The following is a 14,496-nucleotide window of genomic DNA, read 5'->3' on the forward strand; positions in this document are numbered from 1 at the left end:
GCCGACCATGTTCGCACCTGTTGCAAACCAGAGCGGACTTACGCGCTGCGGAGCATTCAAATCACGCAGCAGCGCGTAAGTCCGCGGGCCACCGCGCAAACCTTCCCCCTTGATTACCCCGATCAAAACCTGCTGTAGCCCGAAACGGCTACGGTTGAATGTGTGTCTGTGTATGAGTTTGATTCCACCAGCATTAGTTGGTCCGCGCTGCACAGATCCCGACGGGTTTCCTCGATATGCGGCGACCATCTGGCTCGACTTCCTGCGAGCGCATCAAGCAGTCGCGACTCGGGAAAAACACGCTCTTTCAATCGGGCGCTTATACCGCGACGCCGAAGCACTGAACCCGAGTGTCGACCTGGATAGCGCCTTGATGACGGCAAATATCTTCGATCTAGAACGTGTGCTCTCGTCAGCTCTTATTGGGCACCAGGCACACGGCAGCGACGACAAGCTGTGGGCGATCCAAAAACGGTTCGTGTTCAGCTTCCTCGCAACCGTCATTGGCGCAGAAAGCCCTGATTTGTCGCGCGAGCTTAAACGGCTTGAACGAACATACGCGCAGCTTCGTAGCCGATCCGTGCCGAGAAACATACCCGTTCGGTCGGTTCCGGCCGATGTTCTGGAGGAACTGTTTGATATCATTAGACCAGATAGTGCCCGCAACCCGTTTCGCACTGAAGCGTCTCGTTTTCGCAACTTCATTATATTCATGATGTTGTTTCAGTTGGGGCTTCGTCTTGGAGAGCTGCTCCTTCTTACACCAGATAGCGTCGCCAATGAGTTCGATTTTAGGACAGGAACGCAAGTGTATTGGGTGACAATTGAGGCATCCGAACAGCACGACATTCGTGCGCGAGCCCCACGCCTGAAGAATGGTTGGGCTAGTCGCCAACTGCCGCTTTCGAAGGAGTTGGTAAGCGCGATCGACATTTACGTCAGTCAATGTCGAGGAAATCCTCCTCACGCGTTTCTTCTGTCGTCGCAGGAAGGACGCCCACTGTCTCGGCAGAGCGTTGATCTCGTGTTCGCTCAAGCCAAGAAGAGGTTGTCGAATGATGCCCTTCAATCACTTCAAGTGAAGGCGGGTGGAGGAATGTCGCCACACTCGCTGAGGCACACTGCGGCCGTAGTTCGATTTCAGCGATTTGCAGACAGCGGCATGAGTCACGATGAAATGGTTCGACGCATGCGGCCCTTTTTCGGTTGGGCACCCGGCTCTGAAATGCCCTTCCACTATGCGAGGGCTTTCTTCGACCCAAGATATGCGAAGATGTGGGACGAAACGTTTGATGATGCACTTTCGGCGCTTCGGCATGGAGCGTGGGCATGATGGAGCACGACTTCGTAACGGCTTCGAATGGAGTGCAGATCCCCCTCCCCGCACTCCCAGCCCTACCGCCGCTGGTGAAATATTTTGATAGATTTGGGCGGTGCGAACAAATTTTACGAAACCCAGCTACAGAAAAATGGGTCATTCCAGTAAATGGTCAAAATTTTATTGTAGACATAGACTTTGGGCACGCCTGGATTGAATCCTTCATTAAGGGTCATCTTGTTGATATACTAACGAGGGGATCTGTAATTACGGTTCAAAATTACTATCGCGCATTCTGCGATCTAAATGCGTCAGGAGCACTGCGCACTATCATTTTTGCAGTAGCGACAGAACCACCCTCTGCGTTCCAGAATATGTGGATCGACACGTTCCGAAATTCGCTGAGCCGCCACCAGGCGGTCGCTATTCGGTCGGCTCTTCGCTTCGCTTGCGAGTGGGGCGTTGGGCAGTGGAGGTCGTCGGACGTCAGCTTGGTGCGATCATTACCTGGCCACGAGCTGAGTAAGTATGCGGGCGTCAGAGACGGCTCCAGTATGGTTGCAACGGCTCAGCAAAGTATGCTCACCGAGTTCCTAGACCAGACAGCGCGCAATGCGTGCCGATTGCGTGGCGTGGGCGAACTTCAGGCCGCAGGAGTTTTGGCGCTTGCGTTTCAGTTTGGCTTGAGAAGAACCCAGATCGCCTCACTTGAAAAAGAAGATTTTGTCTTCCACAGCGACAACACCCTTCATGTTCGTGTCGAACTGTTGAAACAAAGAGGTCAAAAGGTCGGCCGCACCGTCAATCGTCGAATCCAAACGAGCTGGGTCCCCATTTTTAAAGAGTGGTCTGCGCGCCGGCGAAAGCCTGCACAGAAATTCTTCGACATGACGCCGGATCAAGTTGGTGCTGCGATTTCATCCTGGATGGCGGAAATTACGGGGAAAAGACACTCTGGAGGGGACCTGCGGCATACGAGCGCGCAAAGACTTGTAGACGCTGGAGTTTCTCGGGAGAGCTTGACAGATTTTCTCGGCCACACTGACGTTACAACGGCAAATGTGTACTTCTCATCTTCATCTACCCAGGCGAGCCTCGTCAATGCGGCCATGGGGTACTCACCAGCATATCAGGGCGTAGCAGCAGCTGCCCGCGGCGACCTGATCACTGCGGCAGAACTACTTTCAAGGCCAATTGATCAACAGATCGCCGGCATACCGCATGGCTTCCCGATTACGGGGATTGGGGCATGTAAGGCTGGCCAGTCGTCCTGCCAGCGAAACCCGGTTCTCGCCTGCTACACCTGCCACAAGTTCCTCCCCGTCTCTGAAGAGAGGGTTCATCGATTGCTGCTCGAGGATATGCGGGAGGTAGTGCGCAGGTTCGACCAGCCAGAGCGCATAGCCAGAGTCAGCCCAGCAATGATGCAGCTCCGCTTGACGCTAGAGGCAATTGAAGAGGTCGCCGAAATGGCTCGCGAGGGGGGCGGACATGACGATTGAGTTGGACGCATTTGTTCGAAGAGGACAGCAACTCGCGGCTGCGCATGGTCTCGCTTGGGATTTGCCTTGGGATCCCACTGATGGGGGCGTTCCGCGAGGTCAACGATGGGATCTTGCCGCGATCGCAAAAGATAGCTCGGGCCGCGCTTCCTGGCTCTCAAGCTTTGCCGCTATGGGATCAGCTGCGGAGGCGCTCCAAACACTGACGGGCGCGACAATGCCCGCCGTTATGGGGGTGGGCTGGATCGAGCTTTACAAAGCTATTGCCCTACATGACCTGCTAGTTAAAAATAACAGACCGCAGAATTTTGAAAGTAATGTCGGGCCATCATTTCGAATCTTGGCCGGATGCGCTGGCGATGTTTCGCCGGCCAATCTGGGCGCTGATCAAGTGCAGCTCGCCTTTAATGTAGCGTTGCTAGCTAGCCCCTCCGCAAAGCGCGCGTCGACGCTGAAGGCGCTAATTGCGGTCTGGTTTGACACCTATAACTTCGCCAAACACCGACCATTAGCCCAGTACTGCGAGGCTTATCCTGATGATGCCTCGCTACAAGCGCAGGCCGAACGTCTCGTACAAGTTGCTCGTCGCCAGACCGACAAAAAGCGTCCAGCAGCGCTTCGTTCCAAGCTTAGTGATCGTCATTTTGAAGAGCAGCTCCCCGACGAACGCGCGCTTGCCGAGCTCGTCCGTATCGTCTTTTCAGAGCAACCCAAAACAACCTCAGACTTGGTTCGATTTCATCAGATCCGACTTCTGATTATTACCGGCTTCCGGATCGGAGAGTTGGCATTGCTGCCTAGCTCCACTCTGATTACCCGAAGCGACGCCCTCCCCCACCCCCGTATTTATGGAGCCCCGGAGCCGGCCACGGCATTAGTCCACTTTGCGGAGAAGCAACGCCGGCCGGGAACCAGGCAAGACTTAGTGGAAGAAATCCACCACGTGCCGAGCCTGCTCGCCCCCGCAGTGCGAGACAGCGTCGCGGCGGTTTTACGCGCGACATCGACGCAACGCGCAATGTTGAAACGTCAAAAAGATGAGCAGCGCCTATTCGTGGGACTTGCGGATGAAGACTTGGTTCCTTGGACTGATGCTTACGGCCGCATGTCTGGCATGATGCAGGTGTCGCAAGAACCAGTTCCTGACGCGCTGAAAGAACGTTACCGGGCAGGCTATGATGTCAGCGCGCTGGCTGCGATCCGAGAGCATCAAGATCGTCACGTTATGAAGGTGGGGCCAAACAGGCTGGTCAGGGAGTACTTTTTAAGGGCCGAGCGGGCGCTTGGTCGGCCGCTATTGCGCCGCGCAGATGGGAGCGTGTTCAGCTTCGCGCCTAGGGAGCGAAACGACGATCGTGGTGTCTATGTGCTGGCAAAGGACATGGAAACATATGCAAAGCTTCACTTGAGGACAAAGCTGCCAGACGAACGGATCGCGCGATCCGGCGATCGTGAGCTCGGTAGTCAGGACTTCCTATTCCTTTTCGCGGGACGAGCGCTCGCTGAGGATAAGCACGACGCTGTAATCGATATTGAGCGGTATTTTTCCGTCCAGAGAGCAGATGCCGCTGACTTGGAGCGGCAGTTGGGCGGCAAGAACCCTGGAGTTATTTTCGAGAAATACGGCAGCACCCAAGAGTCCCGCTCATATTCAGTTAACCCACACTCTCTCCGTCACTATCAGACGACTGAGCTATTTAAACTCGGTGTCGCTGATACCATCATAACGAAGCGCTTTAACCGCAATACGACCGCCCAAAGCTATGCCTATGATCATCGTTCCGTATCTGAGCGACTTGAGGAAATGGATCCGGCGCAGGCAAAGCTCGCTGACGAGGTATTGGGACCTCAAGCTCGAAAGGCCTTAGACCTCATTCGAGGCCGAAAAATCCAAGGTCCAATCGTAAAGCGCTTCCTCGAGATACAAAAAGCGCACGACGACAAGAAAGCCTTTGAATATCTCAACGCGGAAGCTAACGCGCTGCACATTACGCCGTACGGGTTCTGCCTGAATAGCTTTGCAGCAAGCCCCTGCCTTAAACATCTTGAGTGCTTCAATGCCTGTTCGCATCTCGTTCGAACCGATTCTCCTGTTGAGCAGGCCAATCTGGATGAGATGAAGGGGCGGTATGAGCTTCACATCCGAAAAATTCGCGCATCACCCAGCGAAGCGCCTGGATACACAGCTCAATTGGGACATGCTGAAGCAAGGCTCGCCGGTATTGAAATGGCATTGGCACAGAAGCCTGGGGCAGTGGTGTTCCCTGACGGCAAAAATCGTTACCTAGCGCCGCAATGAAGCCGAAACCTACCGAGCAAGACTTAGCGATTATCCTCGAAGCGATGCTCGTCGCAGACGAGACCATCACGTTCAACGCAGTCTCGAGAGAGGCCCCAGCCCTATTTCCTCACGCGTCTTCCCTGACCCGTCGTCCGTCCATGGCCGATCAGGTCAAACAGGCGATGACAAGGCAGGAGGCGGTGCGGAACCACGCACTAAAGATTTCCAAATCTGGTCCGGCGACCGTGGCCGCGAGACTTCAGGCCGCAGAGGCTCGCGTTCAAGATCTCGAGGAAAAGAACCGGCTGTTAGTCGCGGGCTTGCGTGCCGCGCTCCTTTCCGTGGGTCGAATTGGAGGCATGGCGGCGTGGAAAGAATACTTCCCTGTCCATAGTGAAGCGTTCCAGCAACTCCAGGCGATGAATGGCATACCCACTGCCGAAATAGTTCAGCTGTCTAGATCGCCTTTGGAAGGCGAAGATACCAAGAGGCACCACGCCTCCACTCCCAGCCCGTCAGCCAATGCGCCGATGCTATCGATAGAAAGATTGCGCTCAGAACGTTCGACCGATCCCACATAGGTTCGATGAAGGTTGGCTGCTGCCGCCAGCGCTTCCTGGCTCATTTTTCTTTGACGTCGGAAGCGGCGCACGTTCACCGCAACAATCGTTCGAAGCTGTTGGCCCCTGCCCTCTGACATGGGCGGGAACGTCGATGGATGATGACTTTACGTCGACAGACGTTAAGTAGCATTTCATGGTTCGACTCGACGCTCTTGAATCCGACGCCTCACCTGTCTGGACAGTTCTGGTAGCCAATTCCGTCCGTGAGGAGTTGTCTGCCTTGGCACACAAAACGGGGATCCCCCTGGCCCAGTACGTGGCGGACGTGGTTGCGATGCGCGCAGCAGTCGAACTGATCGCACCGTCACCAACATGGCTGGCCATTCCGGCAGATGTGTCCGCCATCCGATTGGCACCCTCGCCTGAACTATCCGAACGCGTTGAAGCGCTCTGCCAATTATCGGGCCATCATCATGATGTCGTGGTTAGCAACCTCGCCAGCGGAGGCCCTCCCATGCCGCCGCCCCAACTACCGCTAGGCTATTTACGAACGGATCCAGGACGCGGGCGGATTTTCGGAATGTATTTTGAAATTGCAGGGTTTCAGTACTCCCTGATGCGTCATTTGGCAGGCGACGCGTTTCGTAATAGCCAAGCGCTGGATGCTGCTTTTGTGGCATTGGCGTCCCAGGCTGCGACTACAGGCAAATTCATGAACGAGCCCATCACCGATGCAGCTCGGCAGTTTGCTGCTAAAGTCGTCATGATCGCCAATCGGCGACGCCCAGCGCCTGGAGGGGTAGCTATGAAGGCGCGAAGCGAGACGACGCTCGGCGAGAAGGAAACAATCGCGTCGAAATCACGTAGAAGGCCAACAGACATCCTGGATAGCGCCGCAACGGGAGCTGTTCCGAAATCTGTGAAACAACCGCGCGAAGGAGATCCCTTCGCAACATTCAATGAATGGGACGAGGACATCGACACCAAGGCTTATGGGAAGCTGTAGCGATGCTGGTTCATGACGTCAGCTCTCATATCGCCGCACGCATGAATGCGGCGCTCGCCTCGGATGGTCCGAGTGCCGCTCTCCGATGCTTCAGGGAGGACTTGGAGAAGTTTGATCTGCTGGAGGCTGTAGCAGACACTGCCGGATTGTCGCCGCAGAGGGTTGTGAGCCTTCTCTCCAGCAAGCGAAGCCCACCCTTCGCGACCGTTGTTGCTTTATGGAAGGCAGCTGGACTTCGGCTTACGGTCGTCCCGGCAGGTAAAGATTAACGTGTCCGCCTAGGCGGTTTGAACGAAAAACATTGTTCCCTCAGGATCCGAATCCATGGCATGCGTCTGTCATGGCTGATCTGTTTTCCACTCTTGATGATGCTGTGCCCTCGGTGGCCAACTATGAGCGGGCGCTGAAGTTTATCACATAGCATCTCGACCTCAGGACGCGACCGGCTGACCCATCAATCGCCGCCATCACGGTGTGTGGTGTTGAGATTTGGCCTCCAGTGAGCTCTGCGAATTTTTCTCGATCGCCGGATGCCGGATGCGTCTTATGTGGCGATTACACTATCAGTACGAGTAATTTCGATCGCACACTTGGGAGGGCAGATTGATCGTTCCGCTTACCAAACACCGACAAGACGGGGCGCTGTATGAGCGGTCGAGCCTGGTCGAAACGCTGCTCGTGCAGTTGGCCGAGCTTTCACGTGACGACCTGGTTGCGCGCGCCGCCATCCGCAAGCGCACCGACCCAAGCTATATCCCCAGCGAATGCCTGCTCTACTTCCTCCGCACGAGCCGCCACGACAATTCGGACGCCTGGTTCGAGCGGCTCTACAAGATTCTGCAGGAACGCGTGCTGCGCGCGCTGCCGCGCGCTGGCGGCGGCGGCTCCGTCGCCCTGACCGACGAGCGGATCCGCAACGACGCCTTCGACCGCTTCGTCGAATTGGTCGCCCGCGACCGTCAGCAAGCCGACGACAGGCTGGACTTTTACGAGGTCCGCTTCGACCTTGCGATCAAGCGGCTGCGTCTCGATGCGCAGGATAAGGCCTGGCGCGAGGAGAACCGCACCCGCTCGTCCGACCAGGACGAGAACGAGCTGTCGAGCCTGGATCAGGATGAGACTGACCCTTACACGATCGATGAGGATATTTTTTCCGATCCGCGTTTCCGGGCGCGGATCTATGCGGCGATTGACACCTTGCCACCAGAACAAAGCAGGACCATGCACCTGCTTCTTCTCGGATGGCCGACCCATTCGAGCGATCCTGAAGCGACGACCATCGCCAAGGTGCTGAACTGCTCGGATCGGTCGGTGCGCAATTATCGGGAGCGAGCTATGAAGACGCTCGCGGCCCTGTTCAATCATGGGGAAGACCAATGACCTCCACCAGCCCAGCCATGACGCTCGATGGCGTGCTCGAACAGTTCATGATGGAAGACGCGCATGATGGCACGACCCTGGCGCGCTATGTGCGCGCCTATCCGCTGTTCGCCCTGCAACTCATCGACCTGTCGCGCCTGATCGCCACGCCGGACGCGCAGGATAGTGAAGAGCCTCTATCGGCGCCCGACCAGTCGCGCATCGACGCCGCCTGGATTATCCACAAGACCGCCGCCCCCGCGCCGTCGACGGACGACGACCCCTTCGCGGCGCTGACCGGCGCTCGGGGCAAGGCCGTTGCGGTCAGGTTCGGCGTTCCGCGACAAGTCATCACCGGCTTTCGTGAACATAGAGTCGATCCATCAACCGTGCCGGCCCCGATCGCACGCGTCTTCGCCGACGAGTTCGAGCTACCATTGGCGCATGTCATCGCAGCGATGCAGCGTCCAACCGCGACGCTGGTCGGTCGAAGCTTCAAAGCCGAGAACAAGCCCGGCGCCGCCGGCAAGATCAGCTTCGAGCAGTTGCTGATCGACGCCGGCATGTCCGAGGCCGATCGTGTGCGCCTGCTGGCAAACGGGTGAGCCCATGGACGCGGTCGAGCTCGGTCGCCGCCGCGCCGCCGATCTACACATAGCTGCAGTCGCGCGCGGGCTCGACCCGACCGATCCCTATCGCTTCGCGGTCGGGGAAGCGAAGCATCGCGGGCTGGAGGTTGAGACCGCCAGCCCCGGCTCCGCCCAACTCGATGGCGGCCGAGCAACCCTGATCGCAATCGACGATCTTATCCTCCATGAAAATATTGGCACGCCCTTCGAACAGGCTTTTCTCGTCGCCCATGAGATCGGCCATCACGAGCTCGGCGATGCGAGCGTTCCGTCCACCGCGCTCAGCCCCGACATGGCGCGCGCCTCCGAACCCTCGCCCACCGGCATCGACCGGGTCGTCGACTATGGCCGACGGCAACGACGCGAGGTCCAGATGGATCTGTTCGCGCGCGAATTGCTGCTGCCTCGCTCGCTGCTGCGCAGGCTTCATCTCGAGGACGGGCTCACCGCCTCCGATATCGCCAAGCGCATGCACGCCCCGTTCGACGTGGTGGTCCAGCAGTTGCTCGATGCGCTCCTCCTTCCCGTCATTGAGGCCAAGAACGAGGTACGTGTCGAGAAACCGCTGAACGACGAGCAGGCCGCCGCGGCCGACCATCGCGGCGAGGCCTATCTGCTCGAGGCCGGCCCCGGCACCGGCAAGACCCAGACGCTCACCGCGCGTGTGGTTCAGCTCCTCGATGAAGGCGTTGATCCGCGCCGTATCCTCGTCCTGACCTATTCGAACAAGGCCGCAGGCGAGATGGCCGAACGGATCGCCGCCAAGAAACCCGACCATGCCGCCGCGATGTGGATCGGCACCTTCCATGCGTTCGGGCTCGACCTCATCCGCCGGCTGAGCGACGAGTTCGGCGTTTCCGCCGATCCGCGGCTCATGGACCGGGTCGAAGCGGTCGAACTGCTCGAGAAGGAGTTTCCACGGCTCGCGCTCGATCATTATCGCGATCTCTATGATCCGACCCGGCTCATAGGCGACATCCTCGCGGTCATCTCGCGCGCCAAGGACGAGGTCGTCGGGCCTGATCGCTATGCCGAATGCGCCGAGACGATGCGGCTCGACGCTCAAGGCGTGGAGCCCCGCCATATCCGCTCGCTCCAGGCCGCCGAAATCGCGCGCATCTATTCTCTCTACGAAAAGTTGAAAAAGGAGCGCGACGCGCTCGATTTCGGCGATCTCGTCGCCCGCCCCGTCGAACTGCTCGAGGCTCGACCGGAGATCGCGTTCGCCCTTCAACAGACCTACGACCATGTCCTCGTCGATGAGTATCAGGACGTCAACCGGGCGAGTGTGCGGCTCCTGAAGGCGCTCTGCCCAAGCGGCCGAAACCTATGGGTCGTTGGCGACGCGCGCCAGTCCATCTATCGCTTCCGCGGCGCCTCGCCGGCCAGCACCTCGCGCTTCGCCAGTCATGATTTTCCCGGCGCGCTCTCCAGTCGGCTCAAGATCAACTACCGGTCCGTCGACGAGATCGTCTCGGGCTATTCGGCCTTCGCAGGGCAGATGACGGCGAGCACCAGCGACGCCTCGCTGCACGCCGCCCGCGGCCCCTGCGGCGAACCGATCGAACTACGGCTCCTCACCGGCAAGGACGAGCAGTCGGTCGCGATCGCCGATGCGATCGCCGAGTTGCACGCCGGCGGCATCGCCTATCGCGACCAGGCGGTGCTCTGCACCGGTAATGAACGGCTCGGCCAGATCGCCCGCGAGTTGGAGCGGCTTGACATCCCGGTCTTGTTCCTCGGCAGCCTGTTCGAACGGGGCGAGGTCAAGGATTTGCTGTCGCTGCTCTCGCTGCTCGGCGACCGCCGCGCCATGGGACTCGTCCGGATTGGCTGCATGCCGGACTTCTCGATGCCTCTCGCCGATGTCGCCGCGATCCTCGACCATCTGCGCGACCGCGCCGACGAACCGCTTGCCTGGCTCGCCGATCGCGTCGGTCTGTCGATATCTCCGGACGGTCGAGCCGCGCTCGACCAGCTCGCCAAGGCGCTCGATGGCTATGACGCCGACGCGTCGCCCTGGCGTGTCCTGAGCGAATTGCTGTTCGATCGCACCCGCATCGCCGCCCGGATTGCAGAGGCGACGTCGATCGGCGAGCGCAGCCAGGGCATCGCCATCTGGCAGTTGCTTAACTTTCTTCGCGTCCAGCCTCGCGCGCAGGGCCGCGCGATCCCGCGCCTGCTCGACCGCATCCGGCGTCTCGTCGCAATCGGCGACGATCGCGATCTGCGCCAGTTGCCCGACGCCGCCCAGGGCCTCGACGCCGTGCGCCTGATGACGATCCACGGATCGAAAGGTCTTGAGTTCAAGGGCGTGCATCTCCCTGGTCTCAATCGCGACACCCTGCCCGGCAACGCCAAGGCGCCCGCATGCCTCCCGCCCGAAGGCGTCATCGCAGGCGTGACCGGCGATGTGAAAACGGCATTGCTCGCTGGCGACACCGAGGAGCGCGACTGTCTCTTCTATGTTGCGACCTCCCGCGCCCGCGACCGCCTTATCCTCTATGCGGTGACGGCGAGAACGGACGGCGCCGACCGGCCGCTATCGCCTTTCCTCGATCGGCTCGGCCCCGAGCTTCGCCGTCATCGCCCCACCCTCGTCCGCAGCCTTGGCGCCCCGCCCGAAGACGCCGCTGTCGCACTCGCCATCACCGGCCCCATCTCGCTGCGCGACTCCCAGATCGGCATGCTCGACAAGGGAAAGTGCCGGCGCCGGTTCTTCTATACGCACATCCTGGGCGTCGGCGGCCGGCGTATCGAAAGCGATTTCATGCGCATGCATGAAGCAGCGCGGAGCGTCGTGCAGGCGATCGTGCAAGGCTCCCTCGATCCCGCCGACGCTGGGGCCTTGCGCGGCGCGATCGAGACAGCCTGCGACGATCATGGTCTCGAGACCGGCGGCAGCTTCGCCGCTCTGCGCGCCTATGCGCTTGAGCTGGCGACGGGCTTCGGCAGGACGCGGACCGGATATCGTCCCGAACCCCCTGCAGCGCTTGTCCTGCAGGTCGGCGCCGACGAGATCGCGTTCCGGCCTGACGACGTCCTGATCGCCGCGGACGGACGCCGCGTCTTTCGTCGCGTGCGGACCGGCGTCTACCGCAAGTCCGACACCGAGAATCTCGCGGTCGCGACTACGCTGCTCGCCATCGCCGACAATATGCCCGGCGCCGCCGCCGAGATCGTCCATCTGTCCAGCGACCAGGTCACGCCGCTGACGCTCACCTCGCTGGTGCTCGGCCGACGTCGCACCGCGCTGGAGGAAACCATGGCCGGCATTCGCGCAGGGGCCTTCCCGACCGAACCTACGCAACGCGTATGCCCCGGCTGCCCGGCCTTCTTCATCTGCGGCCCAGCGCCCTCGGGCACCCTCGAAAAAATCTTCTGAAGCGCTTTTCCGGGTCGGGTCGCAGCCTCCGATTGTCCTTTTGAAGCTGGCGCAAACCGGCCACATCAAAAAGGACTATTCCCCATGAACGACCCTGAACTCCCCGATTTCGACGATGTCGGCGAGGCTGTCCGCGACGGCCGCCCGCTGCGTGCGGCCAAGGCCTATCGCATCCGCTTCGCCCAGGACAATCTCGACTTCACCGACCTGGCGGTCGCGGACCCCGTGCCGCTCGGCCGCCAGATCCTCGCCGCCGCCGGCCTCGCGCCTGAACGCGGTTACAGCCTGTTCGCGATCCTCGCTGACGGCGACTTCGAGGACATCCGCCTCGACGAACCCTTCGACCTGCGCGGCAAGGGCGCCGAACGCTTCGTCGCCTTCCAGACCGACCGCGACTTCAAGTTCGAAGTCGAAGGCCGCGAGCTGCGCTGGGGCAAGCCGGCGATCAGCGGCCAGATCCTCGCAGCGCTCGCTGAACCCGGGTCCGACCAGGCGGTGTTCCTGGAGGTCCGGGGCGGCGCGGACCGATTGATCGAGCCCGACATGCTGATCGATCTCAATCAGCCCGGCATCGAGCGTTTCATCGTCGCGGCGCGCCCGCCGGTCGAGATTGAGATCATCGTCAACACCCGCCCGCGCCTGGTGGCCGGCCCGACCGTCAGCTTCGAGCAGATCGTCGAACTCGCCTTTCCCGGCCCGCACGACCCCAATGTCGTGTTCTCGATGACCTACCGCAAAGCGGCCTCGAAGCCGCCTGCGGGCGAGCTCGGTGCCCATGGCGTCGTCACCGTCAAGAAGGGGACCGTCTTCAATGTCACGCGCACTGTTCAGTCGTAATCCCGACCTCGCCAAGCTCCGTGAAGAGGGCTATTTCGTCGAGGTGATCGGTGCCTTCCTCGTGATGCGCGAGGTTCCCTATGTCGATGCGGACCGCAAGGTCCGCAAAGGCACGCTGATCTCGAGCCTAGCGCTCGCCGGCGACACGACCCGTCCGCCCGACACCCATGTCATCCATTTCGATGGCGACTATCCCTGCGACGCGCAAGGTCGGCCGATCATGGCGATCTCCAATCACTCGGCGCAGTTCGACTTCGGCCATGGGTTGACCGCCAAACACGCCTTCTCAAGCAAGCCCGAGGGCGGCTATGGCGACTACCACCACAAGATGACGACCTATGCCTCGATCATCGCGGGGCCGGCGGCGGTGATCGACCCCAAGGCGACGCCCCGTCCCTATCGCGCGCTCGAGGACGAGGAAGAAAGCGACAGCGTCTTCAACTATCTCGAGACGGCCTCGGACCGGGTCGGGATCGGCGCGCTGACCGCGCGCCTCGCCGACCAGCGCATCGCCATCATCGGCCTGGGCGGCTCGGGCGGCTATATCCTCGACTTCGTCGCCAAGACCCCGGTCGCCGAGATCCGGCTGTTAGACGACGACGTGTTCCTCCAGCACAACGCCTTCCGCGCGCCCGGGGCGGCCAGCCTCGAACAGTTGCGAGAGGCACCGCTCAAAGTCGATTACTTCAAGGCGGCCTATGAGCCTATGCACCGCGGCATCGTCGCCGTGCCCAAGGCGATCACGGCGGATAATCTGGACCTCCTCGACGGGATCGACGTCGCTTTCCTCAGCATGGACGCAGGCGAAGCCAAGAAGGCCCTGATCGAGCGACTGCACGAGCGCGGCGCGGTCGTCATCGACATCGGCATGGGCCTTGAGCACGGCGATAACGGGCTGAGCGGCATCCTGCGCGTCACCGCCAGCACGCCGACGGCGCGCGGTTCGGCCGACCGCATCCCGCTCGCCGGGGGCGGCGCCAATGATCTCTACACCTCCAACATCCAGGTCGCCGACCTCAATGCGCTGAACGCGGTGCTGGCGGTAATCAAATGGAAGAAGCTGTGCGGCTTCTACTGCGACCTCGAACGCGAGCATCACTCGACCTACACGCTCGACGGCAACATGCTGCTCAACGAGGATGCTGCATGATCCGGCACAATACGCTTGAACATCGCTTCGTCGACAGCTTCCCGGAACCGCTTGCGCCTGGCGTCCTCTATGTGTCGCTCGAATATGGCAGCGTGGCGCACAGCTGCTGCTGCGGATGCGGCGAGGAGGTGGTGACCCCGCTCACCCCGACTGACTGGAACATCAGTTATGACGGCGAGACGATCACGCTCCACCCCTCGGTCGGCAGTTGGACCCTAGCCTGTCGATCCCACTATGTGATCCGCCGCAACAGGGTGATCGAGGCGCCGTCCTGGAGCGACGCCGAGGTCGCCGCCGAACGCCGCCGCGACCGTCAGGCCAAAGCTCGCCATTTCGGCCTTCCGGTCCCCGACGCCGAAGCCATCGTTCACCCCGTGCCGCAGCTTGAGACCAAGGCGCAATATGCTGCGCCGCAACAAGGCTGGTGGCGGCACCTCGCGAGGTGGTGGCGCGGCGTTAACTAGGA

General features: G+C 60.5%; 11 protein-coding genes. 10 read left to right on the forward strand and 1 reads right to left on the reverse strand.

Features of this window, described 5'->3' with window-relative positions; all coding sequences use genetic code 11:
• Window positions 1–172: 172 nt before the first annotated feature.
• From BJP32_RS00270 to BJP32_RS16960, 3 genes are read left to right on the forward strand one after another with little or no spacing between them, the layout of a single operon-like run.
• Entirely contained in the window at window positions 173–1,333 is a 1,161-nt protein-coding gene (locus tag BJP32_RS00270; RefSeq protein WP_083673828.1) for a tyrosine-type recombinase/integrase, read from the forward strand.
• Window positions 1,330–2,820: a site-specific integrase gene (locus tag BJP32_RS00275; RefSeq protein WP_083673829.1), complete on the forward strand. Its 1,491-nt coding sequence runs from the start codon at window positions 1,330–1,332 to the stop codon at window positions 2,818–2,820. The genes BJP32_RS00270 and BJP32_RS00275 overlap by 4 nt, the downstream gene beginning before the upstream one ends.
• Window positions 2,810–5,119 carry a hypothetical protein gene (locus tag BJP32_RS16960; RefSeq protein ID WP_143255394.1) on the forward strand — a complete coding sequence of 770 codons (2,310 nt, stop codon included), beginning with the start codon at window positions 2,810–2,812 and terminating at the stop codon, window positions 5,117–5,119. Before BJP32_RS00275 ends, BJP32_RS16960 begins: the two co-directional genes overlap by 11 nt.
• Window positions 5,120–5,549: 430 nt before the next feature.
• Here BJP32_RS16960 and BJP32_RS00280 read toward each other — a convergent pair whose 3' ends face one another.
• Complete coding sequence (locus BJP32_RS00280) at window positions 5,550–5,801, reverse strand: helix-turn-helix domain-containing protein (protein ID WP_076222464.1); 252 nt, start codon at window positions 5,799–5,801, stop codon at window positions 5,550–5,552.
• Window positions 5,802–5,857: 56 nt separating this feature from the next.
• Here BJP32_RS00280 and BJP32_RS16965 point away from each other — a divergent pair, with 56 nt between their 5' ends.
• The 7 genes from BJP32_RS16965 to BJP32_RS00310 all read left to right on the forward strand — a co-directional run bounded on the left by BJP32_RS16965 (window position 5,858) and on the right by BJP32_RS00310 (window position 14,494).
• On the forward strand, window positions 5,858–6,670 hold the full coding sequence (locus tag BJP32_RS16965; protein ID WP_143255395.1) for a hypothetical protein: 813 nt from the start codon (window positions 5,858–5,860) through the stop codon (window positions 6,668–6,670).
• A 603-nt stretch (window positions 6,671–7,273) separates the two neighbouring features.
• Window positions 7,274–8,050, forward strand: a complete 777-nt coding sequence (locus BJP32_RS00285) for a hypothetical protein (RefSeq protein WP_076222466.1) — start codon at window positions 7,274–7,276, stop codon at window positions 8,048–8,050.
• Complete coding sequence (locus BJP32_RS00290; RefSeq protein WP_076222468.1) at window positions 8,047–8,634, forward strand: hypothetical protein; 588 nt, start codon at window positions 8,047–8,049, stop codon at window positions 8,632–8,634. The genes BJP32_RS00285 and BJP32_RS00290 overlap by 4 nt, the downstream gene beginning before the upstream one ends.
• A gap of 4 nt (window positions 8,635–8,638) precedes the next feature.
• Window positions 8,639–12,043: an ATP-dependent helicase gene (locus BJP32_RS00295; protein WP_076222469.1), complete on the forward strand. Its 3,405-nt coding sequence runs from the start codon at window positions 8,639–8,641 to the stop codon at window positions 12,041–12,043.
• An 84-nt stretch (window positions 12,044–12,127) separates the two neighbouring features.
• The gene (locus BJP32_RS00300) at window positions 12,128–12,880 is read left to right on the forward strand and encodes a multiubiquitin domain-containing protein (protein WP_076222471.1); all 753 of its coding nucleotides are present in this window, start codon (window positions 12,128–12,130) and stop codon (window positions 12,878–12,880) included.
• Entirely contained in the window at window positions 12,819–14,030 is a 1,212-nt protein-coding gene (locus tag BJP32_RS00305; RefSeq protein WP_233126685.1) for a ThiF family adenylyltransferase, read from the forward strand. Before BJP32_RS00300 ends, BJP32_RS00305 begins: the two co-directional genes overlap by 62 nt.
• Window positions 14,027–14,494, forward strand: coding sequence for a DUF6527 family protein (locus BJP32_RS00310; protein WP_076222474.1), 468 nt, complete (start codon window positions 14,027–14,029; stop codon window positions 14,492–14,494). Before BJP32_RS00305 ends, BJP32_RS00310 begins: the two co-directional genes overlap by 4 nt.
• Window positions 14,495–14,496: the final 2 nt, after the last annotated feature.

This window comes from Brevundimonas sp. ZS04 (genome assembly GCF_001956865.1).
Lineage (GTDB): Bacteria > Pseudomonadota > Alphaproteobacteria > Caulobacterales > Caulobacteraceae > Brevundimonas > Brevundimonas diminuta.